The organism is Staphylococcus sp. CoH_129_LAB_1, from assembly GCF_058191515.1.
Genome location: NZ_JBXWKZ010000011.1, coordinates 28,584 through 49,552, shown reverse-complemented (window position 1 = coordinate 49,552; position 20,969 = coordinate 28,584). Strand labels below are relative to the sequence as shown.

Below are 20,969 nucleotides of genomic sequence, written 5' to 3'. Positions count from 1 at the left end.
TCCTAATTGAGTTAATGCTATAATTTTCTCATTCTTTTATCAATTTTGCACGTTTAAACGTCCACTTACTTGCTTAATATAATCATCTATTAATTTTAAAGTAATTTCTTTCTTATTAATATCTTGTAAATAAAATTGTCTAAATTTCAAATACGACATTAAGTAATGCTTAGGAAGATTATATTTTAACAGCAACTTAAGCTTTAGTTGCCATTGTACTGGATGATTTTCAATGAAAATTTGATAAGGAAAAATATAACCTGTATCTCTACATACTTCATCATCATTCATTTGTAATTGATACATAGCACTTAAAGACGGTTCTAGCACTGAACGCTTTCTTCTACAATTTATAATGTAACGATAAATATGTCTATTCGATAATTTATAACAATATAAATAATTCTCTTTTTCATTGAATGATAACAATTCAGAAATTTGAATGATTTGTCTATGTGCAATAAATTTTCGTCCACCAATATGTTGTATATTAATGTACTTTACTATAACTTGTTCTTCATGATCCCAGCTATATAGCGTTCGATCAATCGGATTAATAAAATAAGCTTGAAACGTGTTTAAGTATAAATATCCCTTATTATATTGTAATTGTTCGATAATCCAAATCACGGTAATCCCAATTTGTTTAAACCCTCTTGATCGAGTTTTTATTTCTTTCATACTTATTCTTGAAAATTGAACTTCTATAGCTACTTTAGCGTTTACAAGAATATCAGGATACTGCATTATTTTAGAAAAATAAGGTTCTATTTCAACATTAAGGTGATGTTTTTTTAAACGTTGAGCAATAAGAAATTTAACATAGTAATGTTTTTCGGTTTCATTTTTTGCACATTTTCTTTTAGATTGATAGACATGGGCAAAATGTGGAATCTTTTTTAATCCTTTTTTCAAGAGAAGTTTTTCTTTACAATATGGACATCGATATTCTTCGGTAATAATTGCTTGATAGGCATATACGGTTTCATTATTACGATTAATCGCTACTAACATGCACTCACCTCATACTATAAAACGTTTAAGATGAGACATTTACTTTAAAAAAGAGAGTAGAGAAAACATTTATTTTGAATGTCTTCTCTACTCTCGTTCACTCGTTATATATTATTCTACTGAATCAGTAAAATAACGACGTACTTGTGAAGTAACATTATGACTCATAATAATTTTAGCGTAATCATTTAAATACACTTCTGTTTTATCACTAGGATAAGCAAATTCAAGTAATTGACTATAACTATCATTAATTGTCTCTTGGTTAACAGTACTATCAAAGTGAATTGCATAATAGTAACGTGAATCACTCATATACAATAAATCTTCAAATTCATCTGTAGATAGATTATGATGATAAGCGTAATTAATGACTTCCTCTAAGTCTTCAAATTTCACAATAATTGTTCTTAGACTTGAACGTTGTTGTGATGATTTATGTTTAGATTTGTGTGCTTTCTTTTGTTGCGCACGTTGCTCAAATAAATCTTCAATACTCTCTTCTTGTTCTAATGTGTTAGCTAGCAACTCATTCACTTGTTCCTCAAACTGCTCATTTGTATGATCATCTGCCATGTTCATTGCTTCTTCATTTTTAGATTTAGAGATTGTTACTTCCACGCCTTTTTCAAATGCATGTACTTGAATCCAAAGAGGACCTTCAACTACAAAATCTTCTTCTTCATTAATCTCGTCCATCATTGACCAAAAGAATTCCTCACCACGCTTACGATTTGTCCATAAATCTTCACGACTAAATCCTCTTGCTTCAATATCACCATAAGTTATAAATAATTTCACAGTTGTGTCGTCAACGCGTTCTATTCTCATATCATCTCACTCCTTACAGTCGATGAATAGTAACCATATTGTATTAGAACGTAAGTTAAATTACAATTGATTTGTTTGATTAAATTTAACTATTTTTAATAGGACACTATATCATAGTATATTCCCTTTTTCTATTATAAAAAACAGCACTATAGCAAAGCCAGTGCTGTTTAGTAATATGTTCTTAAATTTTAAATATCAGTCAACTAGACGTTGAGCTTCTTGTAATTGGAAAGTACGAACCTTTCTAGGTAAGAAACGTCTAATCTCATCTTCATTATATCCAACTTGCAAGCGTTTTTCGTCTAAAATAATTGGACGACGTAATAGTCCAGGATTATCTTGAATAATTGTATATAAATCTTGCAATGGTAAAGAATCAATATCTACGTTTAACTTTTGATACGTTTTAGAACGAGTTGAAATAATTTCATCTGTTCCATCTTCAGTCATTTTTAAAATTTGTTTAATTTCATCAATTGTTAAATGTTCAGAAAAAATGTTACGCTCCGTATACGGAATGTCATGTTCTTGTAACCATGCTTTCGCTTTACGGCAAGATGTGCAACTTGGTGATGTAAATAATGTTACCATACATCTCACTCTCCTATTGAATAAATATTATTCATTATATTAATAATTATGCTAATTCATCTTAAGCTTATATTATAAGTATAACGTGTTAACATTAAAATTAAATGAGAAAATCCTAGTTATTTTGAGAAATTTCAAATTTTCTAAAATTTCTTTGAATGTTTTAGTATTTCCTATACATCACTATCATAACATAACTTACAATTTAAAAAAATACTGTTATAATCTAGTTAAGATGAATTATTTTTAAAGAAGGTAGGCATCTATATGGAAACATTATTTTCAGGAATACAGCCAAGTGGGATACCTACATTAGGTAACTATATTGGTGCATTAAAACAATTTGCAGAAGTACAAAATGATTATAATTGTTACTTTTGTATTGTAGACCAACATGCAATTACTGTCCCACAAGACAAAATCAAATTACGTAAACAAATTCGTCAACTCGCAGCAATTTACCTTGCTTCAGGAATTGATCCAGAAAAATCAACATTATTTATTCAATCAGAGGTTCCAGCTCATGTACAAGCCGGCTGGATGTTAACGACAATTTCAAGTGTCGGTGAACTTGAACGTATGACACAATATAAAGATAAAGCGCAAAAACGTACAGATGGTATTCCAGCTGGTTTATTAACTTATCCACCTTTAATGGCAGCAGATATTGTTATTTATAATACAAATATCGTTCCTGTAGGTGAAGACCAAAAGCAACATATGGAGCTTACTAGAAATTTAGTTGAACGCTTTAATAGCCGTTATAACGATGTATTAGTAAAACCAGAAATTCGTATGCCAAAAGTTGGCGGACGTGTAATGAGTTTACAAGACCCAACAAAGAAAATGAGTAAGAGTGATGATAATCAAAAAAACTTTATCTCATTGCTAGATGAACCAAATGTTGCAGCGAAAAAAATCAAAAGCGCTGTTACTGATTCAGATGGCGTTATCAAATTCGATAAAGAAAATAAGCCAGGTATTTCTAACTTGCTTACAATTTATACAAGTTTAACTGATCAATCAATTAAAGATCTTGAAACACAGTATGAGAATGAAGGATATGGAAAATTCAAAACAGATTTATCTGAAGTTGTTAAAGACTTTTTAGTACATTTCCAAGAAAAATATAACGAATTTTATAATTCAGATAAGTTAGATGACATCTTAGATCAAGGTCGTGACAAAGCTCAGAAAGCTTCATTTAAAACATTGAAAAAAATGGAGCGTGCAATGGGTTTAGGACGTAAGAGATAAACCATTATAAAAAAGACCACGAGTATAAGTAAATTACTCGTGGTCTTATTTTAGTTATCCTTCTTTTTCCCTGTTTCACGATCAATTGATTTGTCGATATATACATGTTTAAGTGTAGTATCTGGACCAATTTTATGATACTGTAATCCTTTAACCTGTGGATTAGTTAAGTGTGCTTCACCTTTTTGATAAACAGGAGCTACTGGTGCATCATGGAGTAAGATACTTTCCGCACGTTGTAGCGCTTCATTTCTTTTTTCTGTTTCATGTAACAATGAACTATTTGCTTCTTTTAAAAGCTTGTTATATTCTTTGTTATCCCAATCAGTATTATTTTGAGCATTATCCTTAGTCATTGTTTCTAAAAATGCTGTTGGATCAGGATAATCTGGACTCCAACCTGAATAAGTCGCTTCGTAATTATTAGCTAATTCTAAAGTGGTTTTTTGTTTAAATGGCATTTGTTTAATTTTTAATGTAACGCCTGGTAAGTTTGTTTCAATTTGAGATTTAATATACTCTGCAGCTATTTTAGAAGCTGGTGTATCTTGCGTATTCATTGTAAATGCAAACTCTTTTTTACCTAATTCTTTTTTCGCCTTTTCCCAATTTTGTTTTGCTATCTTAGGATTATATTTTAAAGGAGACTCAACTGTACTTGCGAAGTCTTTTTCGTCAGGCGTCTTCGCTGTACCTACTCCTGTGAAATTATTTGACGCAATAGACCCATCATTTAAAACAGTTTTTACATACCCTTTTTTATTGATAGCTTGCGCAATAGCTAATCTCAAATTTTTATTTTTAAATTCAGGCACTGTTTTTTCATTCATTTTAATATAAAAAGTACCAGCAGTTAAACGGTAGTTCAATTCTTTACTGCCTTTATATTTATCGACTTGTTCAGAAGTGATGATTGTATCATCGATTGAATTAGTATCATATAAAGAAGCGCCTGCTTGTTGATCTTTTAAAACTTTATAATTTACTTTATCTAATTTAACATTTTTCTTATCCCAATATTGATTATTTTTAACCAATTGTATTTTATCTTCTACCTGCCAATTAGTAACTTTGAATGGACCATTATAAACTGCTCTTTCAGCATTCGTTCCATATTTTTTATCATATTTTTTGGCGATTTTAGCATCTTGTGGATAAAAGGTACTTAAAGCAAGTAATTCATTTATGTACGGTACCGGTCTTTCTAAATCAATTTGAAGTTTATATTTATTTAACGCTTTGACTCCTAAAGAATTTAATGGTTTTTTTCCAGTATTAACTAAATCTGCATTTTTTATATCACTCATTATATATGCAAATTCAGAGGCAGTTTTTGGATCTACAACTTTTCTCCATGCATAAACAAAGTCATGCGCTGTTACAGGATCTCCGTTTGACCATTTTGCATCTTTTCTTAAATTGATAGTCAGAGTTTTACCGCCATTACTTTTTTGTGGTGTTTCTTTTGCTACACCTAAAGTTACTTTGTCATTTTTATCTATTGAATATAATCCTTCGAAAGTTTGACCAGCAACATCGCTAGAAACAGCATCTGTAATAAGAGCCGTATCTAAAGTAGTTATATCTTGAGAAATTATTTTTCTGAATACCTGTCCTTCATCAGAATATAAACTTTTGTTATTACTACACGCTGATAGTATTAAAGTGACAATAACTAAAAGTGTTAAATATTTATATTTTTTCTTCACATTCTCGTCCTCCCTTCCTCAGACTTAATTATGTTGAAGATGAGTTTGATCTTGTTCTTTTAAATTCACTGCCTCTTCCTCTGTCACAAATACATAATGGCCTGGTCTAATTTCTTTTAGACTCCGTTCTGAATTTTTGGATTCGTCTTCTTCATAAACGATACGTTTTCTTGTTCTTTCACTATCTGGATCAGGTTGAGGAATTGCAGATAATAAAGATTTTGTATAGTCATGTAAAGGGTGATAATAGATTTCATTAGCTGGCCCTAATTCAACAATTTTTCCAAAATGCATCACTGCGATACGGTCTGAAATATATTTCACCATTGATAAATCATGGGCAATAAATAAGAAAGTAATACCTCGTTCTTTTTGTAATTTCATCATTAAATTCACAACTTGAGCTTGAATTGACACGTCAAGTGCAGAAATAGGCTCATCTGCAATAATAAATTCCGGTTCTACTGCTAGTGCACGAGCAATTCCAATCCGTTGACGTTGTCCACCTGAAAATTCATGGGGATAACGATTCGCATGTTCTTTACTCAATCCAACAGTTTCAAGTAAATCATATACTCGACGCTTTCGATCTTTCTTATCACTTGCTAACTTATGAATATCAATACCTTCAGCCACAATATCCATGACTTTTAGTCGAGGATTAAGTGAAGCATAGGGATCTTGGAAAATCATTTGAATTTTTTTATTAAATTTCAATAGTTCTTTTCTTTTAGTAATTTTTTGAATATCTTTACCCTTATATATAATTTCTCCATCAGTAATATTATTTAATTTAATAATCGCTTTTCCGGTTGTTGATTTTCCACAACCAGATTCTCCTACTAAACCTAATGTTTCCCCTTTATAAATATCAAATGAAATACCTTTTATTGCTTTTACTTCATTACGCTTACCCTCATTAAAATATTGCTTCAAATTTTTTATTTCTAATAATATCTCTTTACTATTCTTCTCCATCGAACGACACCCTTTCTACTCGACGTGGCTTTTCATAATTATTAGGTATTTGACGTTGTATCTTTTGAACCATTTCTGGTGGTTCAACTTTTGGAGCGCGTTCATCTAATAACCATGATTTCACAAAATGCGTAGGCGATACTTTAAACCAGGGTGGTGCTTCTTTAAAATCGATATTTAATGCGTATTGACTACGTCTTGCAAATGCATCACCCGTTGGTGGATGTAATAAATCTGGAGGCGTGCCTGGAATAGCAACTAATTCTGTTTCATTACTTGTTGTTAAATCTGGCATTGAAGACAGTAATCCCCAAGTATAAGGATGCTTTGGATCGTAGAAAATTTCATCGACATTGCCGGTTTCAATCATTTGTCCGCCATACATCACTGCTACTCTATCAGCAATATTTGCTACTACCCCTAAGTCATGTGTAATAAAAATGATTGACGTATCAATTTTTTCTTGTAAATCTTTCATTAAATCTAAAATTTGTGCTTGCATTGTAACATCAAGTGCTGTAGTTGGTTCATCCGCAATTAGTACTTTTGGTTCACATGCTAAAGCTGTGGCAATAACAATCCTTTGACGTTGTCCACCTGAAAATTGATGTGGATATGCTTTAAAACGTTTTTCAGCATTAGGTAAGCCCACTAAATTTAAAATCTCTAGTGCTCTTTTTTTTGCATCAGATTTATTATAGTTACGATGTTTCATTAAAGGCTCCATCACCTGTTTACCAATTTGCATCGTTGGATTTAAAGAAGTCATAGGATCTTGAAATATCATTGAGATATCTTTTCCACGTAACTTATTCAATTCTTTTTCTGATTTAACTGCTAAATCTTCTCCTAAAAAATCGATTGTCCCTTTTTTTATTCTCCCAGTATCCCCTTGGAATAACTTAGTAATTGCTTTAGTAGTGACTGATTTCCCAGAACCAGATTCTCCGACAATTGCTAAAGTTTCCCCTTTGTTCAAATAAAAATCTACACCTCTAACTGCTTGTACTTCCCCTGCTGTAATGTCAAAGGAAACATGCAAGTTGTTGACTTCTAATACTCTTTCTGACATCACTTATGCCTCCTTTGTTATTTACGCATTTTAGGATCAAATGCATCGCGTAAACCATCACTAAATAGATAAAAGAATAAAATTAATAAACTCAATACTGTAGCTGGAATAAATAACTCGTGTGGATGAATAAGTAACATTGCACGACCGTCATTTACCAATGAACCAAGTGATGTCTTAGGTGCTGGTACCCCAATTCCGATAAAACTTAAAAATGCTTCGAAGAAAATAGCACTTGGTACAGTAAACATAGAGGTTACAACAATGGCACCTAATGCATTCGGTAAAATATGTTTAAAAATTAATTTTAATTTTGAAGCTCCTAATGTTCTAGAAGCCATGACGAATTCTTGATTTTTTAATTTTAAAAATTCACCACGAACAACTCGACTCATTCCTAGCCAACCAGTAATAGACATGGCCAAAATAATCGTCCAAATTGATGGTTCAAAAATTAATACAAATAAAATAACCACGATTAGGTTAGGAATCGATGCTATAATTTCTAAAATACGCTGCATGATATTATCTATGCGTCCTCCGAAAAATCCGGAAATAGCACCATATACGACACCAATAAAAATATCAAGAGCCGCTGCAACAACACCAATAAATAATGAAATTTGAGCGCCCTTCCAAGTACGCGTCCAAAGATCTCTACCTAATTGATCTGTACCAAACCAGAAATTTTCTTTCACTTCTGCTTCTTTATACGCGTTTTTTCCATCTGCTCCAGTTCCATCAAATGGTAGAAATGGAACTTTATCTAGAACAGGAACTTTGGCAGGTAAATTACGTCTATTGACATCTTGTTCTGTATAGTCGTGTTTACTAAATGCTGGACCGACAAAAGCAAGAATGACAATTAAAATAAGGCCAATTAAACCGACAATTGCTAATTTGTTTCTTTTTAACTGTGTCCAAGCATCTTGCCAAAAGTTTTTACTTTCTCTTTGAATTTCAGGTTCTTTATTTAAGTCATGTTCTCTAATAACAAAATCTGATGCGACCGCGCCTTCAGAGGTATGCGTCATTGCTGCATTTGAATGATCATCAAATGGTTTATTAAAATTGTCAGTCATTACTTTTTACCTCCTTGTACACGAATTCTTGGATCAATAACACCATAAAGAATATCTACGATAAAAATTGAAACGATGAATAACGTACTAAATAAAATCGTTGTTGCCATAATCACTGAGAAATCATTTGTTGTAATCGATCTAACAAATTGGTCCCCTAAACCGGGTACACCAAAGATATTTTCAATAGTCAAAGTCCCTGTTAAAATACCGGCTAACATTGGAACAATAATTGTAATAATAGGAATTAATGCATTTCTTAATGCATGCCCAAAAAGGACTCTTATCGGCGAGTTACCTTTAGCTCTTGCTAATAATATGTAATCAGAACTTAGTACCTCTATCATTTCAGCTCGAATATAACGAGCTACTGTGGCCATTACACTTGCTGATAATGCTAAGGAAGGCAACACTGCAGTTGAAAATCCTTCCCATCCTGCCACTGGAAACCATCTTAAACGTACTGCAAAAACGTATTGTAATAGTACTGCTAAGACGAATGAAGGTACTGATACTGCTATAACTGAAATAACAGTAGTTGTATAGTCTACCCAAGTGTTTTGTTTCGTAGCAGCTGCTACGCCTAAAATTAAACCTAAAATCACTCCAATAATCATTGCAGTAATACCCATTTCCATAGAAGGAATCAATCTCGGTCTAATTAATGACCAAACTGGTTGATTATGATATTGGAACGAATAGCCAAAATCCCCAGTTACTACATTTTTTAAATAATGAAGATATTGCACTGCTACTGGATCGTTTAATCCATATTTTTCGTTTAAAATTGCTTTTTGCTCAGCGCTTAATTTAGCATCATTAAATGGTGATCCAGGCATCATTTTCATTAAGAAAAATGTAATTGTGATGATAATAAATAACGATAAAACCATATATCCCAAACGTTTTAATATATATCGCGTCATCATACAGTCCCCCTTTACTAAATTTTCAAAATTAACATTCCCTTCAAAATTTTCAGAAATATTTATACATATTATATATACTTTTTTCATATAATTGCAATATAATTTTACATTTTATTAATATAAGTGTAATTTTTATATATATTATTTAAAAGAAATTTATTTTTAGATTTTAATTTGTAGTAAACTTACAATAAGTTAGACTATATAGTTTTAAAAAAGATGGAGGCGTATATGAAAAATTTTAAAACTTGGTTGATATGGCTATTCATTCCACTTTTAATTGCTTTTATTGTCTGGGTAGCTTTTACTCAACGTTCATTTATTTCTTTTCTTGATATATTGTTTTATATTTCTCTTATTTTATTTATTTGTCTATTTTTAATTCTTCTAGTACAAGAAGGGATATTTGATGCTACTAGTTTTGGCTTTAGACGTATGCGTTATCAACTCTCTTCTCGTTCAAAAAAGAAAACTTTAAAAGATGATGAATTTTTTAATCCGAAACAAGTAAAAAAAGATAATTATATTATTTCAGCATGGATACTCCCCGCTCTTATACTTTGTGCATTTTACTTCATATTGATCATTCTTATTTCACTTTTACTATAAAAAGTAATGAGATAGAATTCATTATCTTGACCCATTAATTCAACTCCCTTACAAGATGTTGATTTTTTCGAATACTAAATCACATCTCACATTGTACGTGAACTTTCATAAGAAAATCTTTTAGCTTTTATTGTAAGATTAGAATGGAAAATAATTAATATCAATACATTCTCAATTTAATCACCAACTGCTCTCACATAAAAAAATGGCTGATTTTGCATAAAACAAAATCAGCCAACTCTATTAATTATTCATTTAATGAAATGTACTTCAAATCTATATTTCAAACTTTATATTTCGTTATTCATCTTTAAATTTTTTAAATACTAATACTGCATTATGTCCACCGAAACCTAAACTATTACTCATAGCATATTCAATTTCTAAATCTTGCGCTTCATTAGGAATAATATCTAAGTCACACTCTGGATCTGGTGAGTCTGCATGAATAGTTGGTGCAACTTTAGAATCACGAATAGATAATGCAGAGAAAATAGCTTCAACTCCCCCTGTAGCACCTAATAAATGCCCTGTCATCGATTTAGTTGAGCTAATTTTCAAGCTTTTAGCAGCCTCTCCGAAGGTATTTTTAATTGCTTTAATTTCATACAAGTCACCTACTGGCGTACTTGTTCCATGTGCATTTAAGTATTGAATATCTTTAGCTTCAATACCTGCATCATCTAAAGCCGCTTGCATTGCACGAGAACCACCTTCACCTTCAGGAGCTGGCGCAGTGATGTGATAAGCATCTCCAGTTGAACCATAACCTACAATTTCAGCATAAATTTGAGCACCACGTGCTTGTGCTGATTCTAATGATTCAATGACTAAGATACCAGCGCCTTCACCCATGATAAATCCGTCACGTCCTTCTTGGAAGGGACGACAAGCTGTTTCTTTATCATCGTTTGTTGATAATGCACGACTTGCACTGAATCCTGCAAGTGCCATATGTGTAATAGGTGCTTCAGTACCACCAGTAATCATAGCATCAGCATCGCCTCTTTGAATGATTTTAAATGCTTCACCGATAGAATTTGTACCTGTCGCACAAGCAGTTACTGTTGACCCATTAGGTCCTTTTGCACCTAAATCAATGGATACTTGACCAGTAGCCATATCAGGAATAAGCATTGGTACAAAGAAAGGACTAACTCTTCTTGGTCCTTTGTTTTGTAACATTGTATGTGCTACTTCAAATGTTTCCATTCCACCAATACCCGAGCCAATCCATACACCAATACGATTAGCATTATCATCATTGATAGTTAAATTAGCATCTTTTACAGCTTGTCTTGCAGCTACTACTGCATATTGTGTAAATCGATCCATGCGACGCGCATCTTTTTTTGAAATATGATCTTCAATATTAAAATCTTTTAATTCACCTGCTAAATGAACATTATATCCTTCAGTATCAACGCGTGTAATTGTATCAATTCCATTGACACCTTTTAAGGCGTTTTCCCAACTTGTTTGGGCGTCGTTTCCAATAGGTGATAATGCACCCAGGCCTGTAATTACTACTCTTTTGTTTTCAGTCATACATTAAATCCTCCTATTTACCCCATTTGATTACCATAGCACCCCATGTAAGGCCACCACCGAAACCTACGAGTACTAAAGTGTCATCATTATTAATTCTTCCGTTTTCTAATTCTTGTTGAATACTTAAAGGAATTGAAGCAGCTGATGTGTTTCCAAAACGGTTAACTGAAACACTCATTTTTTCTTTTTCAATACCTAATCTTTCACGTGCTGATTCCATAATTCTGATATTTGCTTGATGTGGTATAAACATATCAATATCATCAGATTCTAAACCAGCTTTTTCAACTACACGTGTAGACGCTTCGCCCATAATTCTTACAGCAAATTTAAAAACTTCACGTCCATTCATTACTAGTTTACCAGTCTCTTTATTTAAATATAAGTATTTTCCACCTGACCCATCTGAGCCCATTTCATAGCTAATAATACCTCGTCCTTCTGAAACTTCACCAATGACTACTGCACCTGCACCGTCTCCAAATAATACAGCAGTTGAACGATCAGTTAAGTCAGTAATTTTAGATAACTTATCTGCACCCACTACTAAAATATTTTTATAATCCCCAGATTGAACATATTGTTTTGCAGTAATCATTGAATACATGAAACCTGAGCATGCAGCAAGCTGATCCATAGTTGGCACTTTTCCAGTACCTAATTTTTCTTGTAGTATATTGGCTACAGAAGGAAATGGCATATCTCCAGTTGCTGTAGCTACAATTATCATATCTATATCGGCTGGTTCAATACCAGCATCTTTAATTGCCTTTTTACTTGCTTCATATGCTAAGTCTGACGTATCTTGATCGTCACGAGACCAACGTCTTTCTTTAATACCAGTCATTTTTGAAATCCATTCATCAGACGTATCTAAAAAACCTTCAAAATAGGCATTGTCGACTACTCTTTCAGGTGCATAAGCACCAAAACCTTTTATACCTACGTTCATGAACGTACACCTTCTTACTTCAATTTTTAATACCAGGTATTAATTTAACATACTTTTTAAATCTAACTCAAGTAGTTAAACTTTTTTAAACGATTTTCTAAAAAGTTGCGAGTCATAATTCATATAAAAATTGGTACAAATTTTCATACATTCTCTACTAATACTATACAAATAATTCACTTTACTTTAAAATAATAATATATATAAATTGGAGGTCGTGTGTATGAAATACCTCGTAACTTTTATTTGGGCGTTAATCTTAACACAAATGGTTAACTTTGTACTTAATAGTTTAAATGGTGGTGGCAGTTTAGATGTTGTTAAACCAATTATTATTGCACTTATCATTACAATTGCAATTGCCATCTTAGGTGCTATGATTAAATCTAATGATTTCGCTCGTAAAGGAAATAGAGACGTCTAAATAGTATTACGTGTTGGAAATAATAGAACACTCTTAACATGTGTAATAATAAGAAAAGGCATTGGAAAGCTTAAGCTTTCCAATGCCTTTTTATATACTATTCAGCTGATGGTTTTTGTACATCAAATGTTAATTCTTGACTATCATTTAAATCAACATTTACTTTTGTACCTTCTGGCATATTTTCTTTAATCATCATACGAGCAAGTGGTGTTTCAATTTGACGTTGTACAAAACGTTTAAGTGGTCTAGCACCAAATTGAGGTTCATATGCTTCTTCACCTAACCATTTTTTAGCTTCGTCAGATACTTCAATTGAAATACGTTGATCCATTAATCGAATATTTAATTGAGTTAAGATTTTATCTACAATCATACTCATATCATTTATAGATAATGGTTTAAATAATACAATGTCATCCATACGGTTTAAGATTTCTGGTTTGAAGAATGCATGTAAACTATCCATAACTGCTTTTTCAGTAATTTCAGTAATTTCACCAGAATCTTTAACATTTTCTAATAATATTTGTGAACCAATATTACTAGTCATAATAATAATTGTATTTTTAAAGTCTACGCTACGACCTTTAGAATCAGTGAGACGTCCTTCATCTAAAATTTGAAGCAACACGTTGAAAACATCACTATGTGCTTTCTCAACTTCGTCGAGTAGAATAACTGAATATGGATTACGTCTTACCGCTTCAGTTAATTGGCCACCTTCATCATGACCTACATAACCTGGAGGGGCACCAATTAATCTAGAAACTGAGTGTTTTTCCATATATTCACTCATATCAATACGAATCATATGTTTTTCAGAGTCGAATAATGATGAAGCAAGTGATTTAGCTAATTCTGTTTTACCTACACCAGTTGGACCTAAGAATAAGAAACTACCTATTGGACGATTAGGATCTTTTATGCCTGCACGTGCTCTCACTACAGCATCTGACACAAGATCTACCGCTTTATCTTGTCCTACGACACGTTCGTGTAAGATATCACTTAAGTTTAATAATTTTTCTCTTTCTGTTTCGACTAATTTAGAAACTGGAATACCTGTCCATTGACTTACAATGTCTCCAATTTCCTCATCAGAAACAACTTCACGAATCATGCGTTCGTTATCGCCTTGTTCATCATGGAAAGCTTCTTCGTATTCTTTTAATTCTCTTTCTAATTGTGGAATAGTGCCATATTGTAATTCTGCCGCTTTTTCATAATTACTTTCTGTTTGAGCATCTTCTAATGCTTGACGACTACGATCTAATTCAGCACGTTTTTCTTGAACTTTCGCGATTTTTTCTTTTTCTTGTTCTACACGAGATTGTAATGACGCTTGTTTTTCTTTTTCATTTGAAAGTTCTTCTTGCAATTCTTCTAATCGATGTTTACTTGCATTATCTGATTCATTTTTTAATGCACTTTCTTCAATCTCTAATTGCATAACACGACGATTAACTTGGTCTAATTCAGTTGGATTTGATCCCATTTCTGTTCTGATAGTCGCACATGCTTGATCGACTAAATCTATTGCTTTGTCTGGTAAGAATCGATCAGTAATATAACGATCTGATAATTCTGCTGCTGCTACTAATGCGCGGTCTTGAATACGTACGCCATGGTACACTTCATAGCGTTCTTTTAAACCACGTAAGATAGAAATTGTATCTTCTACGTCTGGTTCACTTACACCTACTTTTTGGAATCGACGTTCAAGCGCTGAATCTTTTTCAATGTATTCTCTATATTCATTTAATGTTGTAGCACCGATACAATGCAACTCACCACGAGCTAGCATTGGTTTTAACATGTTACCTGCATCCATTGCACCATCTGTTTTACCAGCACCAACTAACATATGAATTTCATCGATAAATAAGATAATACGTCCATCTGATTCTTTCACTTCTTTAAGTACTGCTTTAAGACGTTCTTCAAATTCACCTCTAAATTTAGCACCAGCAACTAGTGCACTTAAATCTAGTTCAAATATTGTTTTATCTAATAATGATTCAGGTACGTCTTTACGTACAATACGTTGTGCCAATCCTTCTACTATTGCAGTTTTACCTACACCAGGCTCACCAATTAATACTGGGTTATTTTTAGTTTTACGGCTTAAAATTCGAATGGTATTACGAATCTCTTCATCTCTACCAATAACTGGGTCCATTTTTCCTTGGCGAACTTCTTCTACTAAATCTCTTCCATATTTTTCTAAAGCTTCATAATTTACTTCTGGGTTTTGTGAAGTCACGTGATTTCCCCCTCTAACTTTAGTAATAATTTCTTTAACTACGTCTATTTTATTTCCTACAAATTGTTTTGTTGTTTCATCAATATCCATAGCAGCACGTAAAATATGTTCCATTGAAATATATTCATCTTCATATTCTTTCATATATGACTCAGCTTTATTTAACAATTCGTTTGCTTTTGAGCCAATATATTGCCCATATTGAACATTATCTCCTTGTACTGATGGATAGTGTTTTAATTTTTCACTATACGCTTGATTTAATTTATCAGTATCTATATTTGCACGTTCTAAAATACTTTTAAACAAGCTTTCGTCTTCTTCTAAAGTTCCCTTTAATATTGCTTCAATTTCAATATTTTGTAATTTATTTTCTTTACTAAATTCAATTGCTTTTTGCAAAGCTTCTTGTACTTTATAAGTCATTTGATTAATATCCAAATTTATTCACCCCTACTTAATGAATAAAAGTACGGTCAAATACTTCTTTTTTGACTTTGACTTTCTTTGACCTTAATTATATTATAGACCCTATTTACTGATTAATCAACAATTTTATTCAACTTTTTAACAATTTAATAAATACTATCATATCAAGCTTTCATAAATGTTTCACTCATTATTTAACACATAACTTTATTATTCAAACATAGTAATATTACATTTTTCTTAAAGTCAAAAAAGGGACTAACTTTGTGAGCCTCCTCAACTAGTTAATCCCTTTTAATTATTTATTTTTTAGTTATATTTTTAATTATTTCGTCCGATAATGCTTGTACACCACTATTTTCTAAGTGAACACCATCAGATGCAAAATATTCAGTGTGACCAGCAGATCGTTTATACCAATCTACTAAAACAACGTTTTTATGTCGTTTAGCTGCGTCTGCAAATTGTTTATTTACATTATCTTGCCAGCTTCTCGGTACTCTCGTATTAACTAAATATATTTTTGCTTTACCAAATTTACTAATAAGTTGGTCAAGCTCATCTTGAGTAAAATCGCCGTTTGTACCAAGTTCTAATACCACTTGATCTGACGATTTATTATAATTAGTGTAATTATTTGCAACTGTCAACGCTTCTTGTAAGTGACGACCTACTTTACCATCTATAGTTGCTTTAGGAACTTGAGATTTAAATTGTTCACCAATATCTACCATAACTGAATCACCAATAAGTAATGGACTAATATTTGTATATACTTTATCTTTTTTCTCACTCTTACTTGTTTGTCCATTTAACTTAATATTTTCACCAGGCATCAGGTTGACTAAATATTTATCGGCAGTACTTGTATTAAAACTATTTACTTTATTTGCAATCTCATCTTTTCCAAATCGATCAAATGCACCCATAAATATTAATAGTAATGGAATCAAAGCTACTATTGTAACTATTGTTCTTATAAATTTAGGTGTACGTAATCGATCAAAAGAAAATGCTCTTAACCCTTCACGTCTAAATGGCGTTTCAATATAACGATAAGATAATTCCGCAAATAACACAGTCAATATCATATCTAAGAGATACACATATATTGGTAATTGACCATCAACAAAATGTATATGTAGAAAACTAATGACAGCAAAATGCCATAAATATAAACTATATGATCGTTTTCCGATATACACTAACAAAGGATGCCCTAGAACTTTAGCAATCATTGTAGATGGATGAACGACACTTGCAATAACAAATAATGTCATTAAAGATATCAAATAAAATCCACCATTATATATCCAATCGCTATCGTCATTAACTGTAAAGAATAAAATAATTAAGATAAGTAGACTACCTATACCAATACCATCTATTGCACGACGTAATATTTGTGGCGGATTAGCTTTTAATTTAAATGGTGGCCAAATAAATGCTAATATAACGCCCAATAATAAAGTTTGTAAACGTGTGTCTGTTCCAAAATAAACACGTGAATATCCCACATTTGGTTGTGATATAATGATCATTTCTAATAAAGAGGCCAATGATACAATCCAAAATATAAGTGTCACATTCCGATATTTTTTAATCGTAAGTAATAATATCACCAAAATAAATGGGAAAAATAAATAAAATTGTTCTTCGATAGCAAGAGACCATAAATGTTTAAGAGGCATGAATGAAAATTGTTCAAAATAGTTAACATCTTTAGCAATATACCACCAATTTGAAACATAAAATAGCGCTGCAATAATATCATGTTTAACTCTTACAATTTGTTGAGGTTCAAATAATAAGGTCGCAATACCTACCGTTATCAATAAAGCTATCACTGCTGGCAATAAACGTTTTATACGTCTAATCCAAAATTGTCTGAGATTAATAATACCTTTTTCTTCATACTCTTTCATAAGTAAACTAGTAATTAAGTATCCTGAAATGACGAAAAAGGTATCGACACCAATAAAACCACCAGTAAGCCATTTTCTATTTAAATGATATATAATGATGCCTAATACGGCAATTGCTCTTAGACCATCTAAACCAGGCATATAACGCATTTTTGTTTTTTCATGCACGCCCTTTTCTAAATTTTGTTTCATTGTTCACATTCTTTCCCTACTAAATAATAAATTCATTAGATATAAAAGCACTAAAATCAGAATAACAATAAAGTTAATTATAGAAATTTATATGTATGATTGGTCATTCTATAGTTTATGAATTTAAATACACTGTATAATATGATTTTGTGTTTTATACTAAGTTGACTGACAATTGATATACAATTAAATAAAATATAAATTCATTTTCATTGATTAATTCTTAATTGTTGAAAATTATACTTTTCTTAAGGCATAAGTCTTATGTATTGTAGTATAACCTAGAAGTAAATTCAATTTATATTACAATTATGTCATTTCTTTTTTACTCATCTAAGATAAAATTGTCACATTCTTATATATATATTAAAAAACAAGAGAGTAGAAGAAAATTTATCCCCCTACTCTCTATTAAATATTGAGTCTAGTTCTTAAAATAAACTACTTTATATCATTAATGATGACAAAATCGCTTAAATTTATCCAACACCTAATGCGATTTTAGCATATCTAGACATCATGTCTTTATTCCATGGAGGATTCCAAACAATATTAACTTCTGTATCTTGAATCTCTGGAATTTCGGCTAAGACTGTCTTAATTTGATCAATGATTTGTGGTCCAAGTGGACAACCCATAGATGTAAGTGTCATTTCGACAGTACATAATCCTTCATCATCAACATTTACTTTATATACTAAACCTAAATTAACAATATCTATACCTAATTCAGGGTCAATTACCATTTCTAAAGCGCCAAGGATACTATCTTTTAATGCTTCTTCCATTAGTATCACCTCTCAATACTTATCTTTACACTAATATATCAAATATCCGACAAAACGCCAATAAAATGCTATGATACAACTAAAATAATATTTATGAATCGTAATACAAGGAGATATTTATGAAACCTTATTTAATTTGTTTAGATTTAGATGGAACTTTATTAAATGATAATAAAGAAATTAGTAATTATACCAAAAAAGTTTTAACATCCTTACAAAAACAAGGTCATTACTTAATGATTGCCACTGGACGTCCTTATCGCGCAAGCCAAATATATTATCATGGACTTAACATGGATACACCTATTGTTAATTTTAATGGTGCATACATACACCATCCAAAAGCAGATGATTTTGAAACAAAACATGAGGTACTAGATGTAGATATCGCCAGAAGTATTATAGAAGCACTTCAAAAAGAAAATGTAACAAACCTTATTGCTGAAGTTAGAGACAGTGTCTTTATCAATAATCACGATCCTCGATTATTTGAAGGTTTTTCAATGGGTAATCCCAAAATTCAAACAGGCAATTTATTAGAGAAACTTGATGAGTCTCCAACTTCTATATTAGTCGAAGCTGAAGAAGTCAATATCGCACGTATTAAACAGATGTTAACACGCTTTTATGCTGAAAATATTGAACATCGTCGTTGGGGCGCTCCTTTTCCTGTTATTGAAATTGTAAAACGAGGCATTAATAAAGCTCGTGGTATTGACTATGTTAAATCATATTTAAATATAGATTCTTCCAATATTATCGCATTTGGAGATGAAGATAATGATATAGAAATGATTAAATATGCTCAATATGGAATCGCTATGGACAATGGATTAGATGAATTAAAACATATTGCTAATCATGTCACTTACTCCAATAATGAAGATGGGATTGGACGCTATCTAAATGAATTTTTTAAACTAGAAATACCTTATCAATAATAAAATTGTAAAACTTAAAATGAGGTTCTAAAGAATATAATTATATCTCATTTGTTTACTTCAGAGTTACGGAGGATATTTATGTCTAAAATTATTGTAGTTGGTGCAGTTGCTGGTGGTGCAACATGTGCAAGTCAGATTCGTCGTTTAGATAAAGAAAGTGACATTATCATTTTTGAAAAAGATCGAGATATGAGTTTTGCTAATTGTGGTCTACCTTACTATATTGGTAATCTCGTTTCTGATCGTCATAAAATATTGCCTATTACACCCGACACTTTTAAAGAAAAGAAAAATATTGTAGTTAAAACACATCACGAAGTAATTGAAGTAAATGATCAACAACACATCGTACGTGTATTAAATCATCGAACTGGCGAAACATTCTATGAAACTTATGATAAGTTAATATTAAGTCCTGGTGCTAGTGCAAATACTCTTGGATTTACTAATGATTTTATTTTCACTTTAAGAAATGCAGAAGATATGGACCAAATTGATCAATATATCACCCATCATAAAGCTAAGCGTGCCTTAGTTGTCGGTGCTGGATACATTTCATTAGAGGTATTAGAAAATCTTTATCAACGTGGTCTTGATGTGACATGGATTCATCGTTCAGATAAAGTCAATAAATTAATGGACCAAGATATGAATGCAGTTATTTTTAGTGAAATCGAAAAAAGAAACATTTCATATAGACTAAATGAAGAAATTGAATCTATTCAACATCACACTGTTTATTTTAAATCTGGGATAAACGAAGACTTCGATATTATTATTGAAGGTATAGGAACTCATCCTAATTCATCATTTTTACGTTCTTCAAATATTCACTTAGACAAAAATGGTTTTATCCCTGTTGATGACTGTTTTAAAACAAATATACCTAATATTTATGCTTTAGGTGATGTCATCACCTCGCATTATCGTCATGTAAATATGTTTGCTCAAGTACCTCTAGCTTGGGGCGCTCACCGTGCAGCAAGTATTATAGCAGAGCAACTCTCAGGTAAAAAGACGATTACATTTAAAGGTTTTTTGGGTTCAAATATTGTGAAATTTTTTGACTATACTTTTGCGAGTGTAGGAATCAAACCTGAAGAATTGAATCAATTTAATTATGAGATGGTTGAGATTAATTCAGGTGCACACGCCGGATATTACCCAGGTAATACACCATTACACTTACGAGTCTACTTTAATAAAAAAAATAGACAATTATTACGCGCTGCAGCAGTTGGAAAACAAGGTGCAGATAAACGTATCGATATTTTATCAATGGCTATGATGAGTCATCTTACAGTAGATGAATTGACTGAATTTGAAGTTGCCTATGCGCCTCCTTATAGCCATCCTAAAGATTTAATCAACTTGATTGGTTATAAATCACGTAATATATAGAGAGTCTGGGACATAAAGTTTC

At 31.7% G+C, this 20,969-nt stretch carries 18 protein-coding genes; 5 read left to right on the top strand and 13 right to left on the bottom strand.

The window, feature by feature from the left end; translation table 11 throughout:
• Positions 1-39: 39 nt before the first annotated feature.
• The 3 genes from AC2FB1_RS05010 to spxA form a co-directional block, all read right to left on the bottom strand.
• Complete coding sequence (locus AC2FB1_RS05010) at positions 40-1,014, bottom strand: competence protein CoiA (protein WP_490674187.1); 975 nt, start codon at positions 1,012-1,014, stop codon at positions 40-42.
• 111 nt (positions 1,015-1,125) lie between these two features.
• Positions 1,126-1,845, bottom strand: coding sequence for an adaptor protein MecA (gene mecA, locus AC2FB1_RS05005; RefSeq protein ID WP_490674186.1), 720 nt, complete (start codon positions 1,843-1,845; stop codon positions 1,126-1,128).
• A gap of 198 nt (positions 1,846-2,043) precedes the next feature.
• Positions 2,044-2,439: a transcriptional regulator SpxA gene (spxA, locus tag AC2FB1_RS05000; protein WP_002448146.1), complete on the bottom strand. Its 396-nt coding sequence runs from the start codon at positions 2,437-2,439 to the stop codon at positions 2,044-2,046.
• A gap of 267 nt (positions 2,440-2,706) precedes the next feature.
• Here spxA and trpS point away from each other — a divergent pair, with 267 nt between their 5' ends.
• Positions 2,707-3,696 (top strand): tryptophan--tRNA ligase, encoded by a 990-nt coding sequence (trpS, locus tag AC2FB1_RS04995; RefSeq protein WP_490674185.1) that lies wholly within the window; start codon positions 2,707-2,709, stop codon positions 3,694-3,696.
• A gap of 50 nt (positions 3,697-3,746) precedes the next feature.
• On the opposite strand, the gene AC2FB1_RS04990 is transcribed toward trpS, so the two are convergent.
• Genes AC2FB1_RS04990 through opp3b form a run of 5 tightly spaced genes read right to left on the bottom strand, consistent with a single transcriptional unit; the run spans position 3,747 to position 9,463 of the window.
• Positions 3,747-5,405, bottom strand: a complete 1,659-nt coding sequence (locus AC2FB1_RS04990) for a peptide ABC transporter substrate-binding protein (RefSeq protein ID WP_490674184.1) — start codon at positions 5,403-5,405, stop codon at positions 3,747-3,749.
• A 24-nt stretch (positions 5,406-5,429) separates the two neighbouring features.
• The gene (locus AC2FB1_RS04985; RefSeq protein WP_490674183.1) at positions 5,430-6,383 is read right to left on the bottom strand and encodes an ABC transporter ATP-binding protein; all 954 of its coding nucleotides are present in this window, start codon (positions 6,381-6,383) and stop codon (positions 5,430-5,432) included.
• Complete coding sequence (locus AC2FB1_RS04980; RefSeq protein WP_490674182.1) at positions 6,370-7,455, bottom strand: ABC transporter ATP-binding protein; 1,086 nt, start codon at positions 7,453-7,455, stop codon at positions 6,370-6,372. Before AC2FB1_RS04980 ends, AC2FB1_RS04985 begins: the two co-directional genes overlap by 14 nt.
• Positions 7,456-7,472: 17 nt before the next feature.
• Complete coding sequence (opp3C, locus tag AC2FB1_RS04975; protein ID WP_490674181.1) at positions 7,473-8,537, bottom strand: oligopeptide ABC transporter permease; 1,065 nt, start codon at positions 8,535-8,537, stop codon at positions 7,473-7,475.
• Complete coding sequence (gene opp3b, locus AC2FB1_RS04970) at positions 8,537-9,463, bottom strand: oligopeptide ABC transporter permease (protein ID WP_037554449.1); 927 nt, start codon at positions 9,461-9,463, stop codon at positions 8,537-8,539. Before opp3b ends, opp3C begins: the two co-directional genes overlap by 1 nt.
• A 234-nt stretch (positions 9,464-9,697) precedes the next feature.
• Here opp3b and AC2FB1_RS04965 point away from each other — a divergent pair, with 234 nt between their 5' ends.
• Positions 9,698-10,075, top strand: coding sequence for a DUF3899 domain-containing protein (locus AC2FB1_RS04965; protein WP_490674180.1), 378 nt, complete (start codon positions 9,698-9,700; stop codon positions 10,073-10,075).
• Between the two features lie 300 nt (positions 10,076-10,375).
• Here the strand turns inward: AC2FB1_RS04965 and fabF are convergent, their stop codons facing one another.
• Positions 10,376-11,623 (bottom strand): beta-ketoacyl-ACP synthase II, encoded by a 1,248-nt coding sequence (gene fabF / locus AC2FB1_RS04960; protein ID WP_490674179.1) that lies wholly within the window; start codon positions 11,621-11,623, stop codon positions 10,376-10,378.
• Positions 11,624-11,636: 13 nt separating this feature from the next.
• The gene (locus tag AC2FB1_RS04955) at positions 11,637-12,578 is read right to left on the bottom strand and encodes a beta-ketoacyl-ACP synthase III (RefSeq protein ID WP_490674178.1); all 942 of its coding nucleotides are present in this window, start codon (positions 12,576-12,578) and stop codon (positions 11,637-11,639) included.
• A gap of 223 nt (positions 12,579-12,801) precedes the next feature.
• Here AC2FB1_RS04955 and AC2FB1_RS04950 point away from each other — a divergent pair, with 223 nt between their 5' ends.
• Positions 12,802-13,002 (top strand): DUF2929 family protein, encoded by a 201-nt coding sequence (locus AC2FB1_RS04950; protein ID WP_490674177.1) that lies wholly within the window; start codon positions 12,802-12,804, stop codon positions 13,000-13,002.
• Positions 13,003-13,099: 97 nt separating this feature from the next.
• Here AC2FB1_RS04950 and clpB read toward each other — a convergent pair whose 3' ends face one another.
• From clpB to AC2FB1_RS04935, 3 genes are all read right to left on the bottom strand, one after another.
• Positions 13,100-15,709 (bottom strand): ATP-dependent chaperone ClpB, encoded by a 2,610-nt coding sequence (gene clpB / locus AC2FB1_RS04945; protein WP_490674176.1) that lies wholly within the window; start codon positions 15,707-15,709, stop codon positions 13,100-13,102.
• 290 nt (positions 15,710-15,999) lie between these two features.
• On the bottom strand, positions 16,000-17,814 hold the full coding sequence (locus AC2FB1_RS04940; protein WP_490674175.1) for an acyltransferase family protein: 1,815 nt from the start codon (positions 17,812-17,814) through the stop codon (positions 16,000-16,002).
• Positions 17,815-18,293: 479 nt separating this feature from the next.
• Complete coding sequence (locus AC2FB1_RS04935) at positions 18,294-18,602, bottom strand: metal-sulfur cluster assembly factor (protein ID WP_002448080.1); 309 nt, start codon at positions 18,600-18,602, stop codon at positions 18,294-18,296.
• A gap of 119 nt (positions 18,603-18,721) precedes the next feature.
• On the opposite strand from AC2FB1_RS04935, the gene AC2FB1_RS04930 reads away from it, so the two are divergent.
• Together AC2FB1_RS04930 and AC2FB1_RS04925 are read left to right on the top strand one after the other, a co-directional pair.
• Positions 18,722-19,543 carry a Cof-type HAD-IIB family hydrolase gene (locus tag AC2FB1_RS04930; protein WP_490674174.1) on the top strand — a complete coding sequence of 274 codons (822 nt, stop codon included), beginning with the start codon at positions 18,722-18,724 and terminating at the stop codon, positions 19,541-19,543.
• 81 nt (positions 19,544-19,624) lie between these two features.
• Positions 19,625-20,947, top strand: coding sequence for a CoA-disulfide reductase (locus AC2FB1_RS04925; RefSeq protein ID WP_490674173.1), 1,323 nt, complete (start codon positions 19,625-19,627; stop codon positions 20,945-20,947).
• The last annotated feature ends 22 nt before the right edge of the window (positions 20,948-20,969 follow it).

Bases quoted from the DNA above. Each gene is read 5' to 3' on its own strand.
- AC2FB1_RS04930 (WP_490674174.1), top strand. From the start codon at position 18,722: ATGAAACCTTATTTAATTTGTTTAGATTTAGATGGAACTTTATTAAAT.
- opp3b (WP_037554449.1), bottom strand. From the start codon at position 9,463: ATGACGCGATATATATTAAAACGTTTGGGATATATGGTTTTATCGTTA.
- AC2FB1_RS05010 (WP_490674187.1), bottom strand. From the start codon at position 1,014: ATGTTAGTAGCGATTAATCGTAATAATGAAACCGTATATGCCTATCAA.
- spxA (WP_002448146.1), bottom strand. From the start codon at position 2,439: ATGGTAACATTATTTACATCACCAAGTTGCACATCTTGCCGTAAAGCG.
- AC2FB1_RS04955 (WP_490674178.1), bottom strand. From the start codon at position 12,578: ATGAACGTAGGTATAAAAGGTTTTGGTGCTTATGCACCTGAAAGAGTA.
- mecA (WP_490674186.1), bottom strand. From the start codon at position 1,845: ATGAGAATAGAACGCGTTGACGACACAACTGTGAAATTATTTATAACT.
- AC2FB1_RS04950 (WP_490674177.1), top strand. From the start codon at position 12,802: ATGAAATACCTCGTAACTTTTATTTGGGCGTTAATCTTAACACAAATG.
- fabF (WP_490674179.1), bottom strand. From the start codon at position 11,623: ATGACTGAAAACAAAAGAGTAGTAATTACAGGCCTGGGTGCATTATCA.
- AC2FB1_RS04965 (WP_490674180.1), top strand. From the start codon at position 9,698: ATGAAAAATTTTAAAACTTGGTTGATATGGCTATTCATTCCACTTTTA.
- opp3C (WP_490674181.1), bottom strand. From the start codon at position 8,537: ATGACTGACAATTTTAATAAACCATTTGATGATCATTCAAATGCAGCA.
- trpS (WP_490674185.1), top strand. From the start codon at position 2,707: ATGGAAACATTATTTTCAGGAATACAGCCAAGTGGGATACCTACATTA.
- AC2FB1_RS04935 (WP_002448080.1), bottom strand. From the start codon at position 18,602: ATGGAAGAAGCATTAAAAGATAGTATCCTTGGCGCTTTAGAAATGGTA.
- AC2FB1_RS04940 (WP_490674175.1), bottom strand. From the start codon at position 17,814: ATGAAACAAAATTTAGAAAAGGGCGTGCATGAAAAAACAAAAATGCGT.
- AC2FB1_RS04980 (WP_490674182.1), bottom strand. From the start codon at position 7,455: ATGTCAGAAAGAGTATTAGAAGTCAACAACTTGCATGTTTCCTTTGAC.
- AC2FB1_RS04925 (WP_490674173.1), top strand. From the start codon at position 19,625: ATGTCTAAAATTATTGTAGTTGGTGCAGTTGCTGGTGGTGCAACATGT.
- AC2FB1_RS04985 (WP_490674183.1), bottom strand. From the start codon at position 6,383: ATGGAGAAGAATAGTAAAGAGATATTATTAGAAATAAAAAATTTGAAG.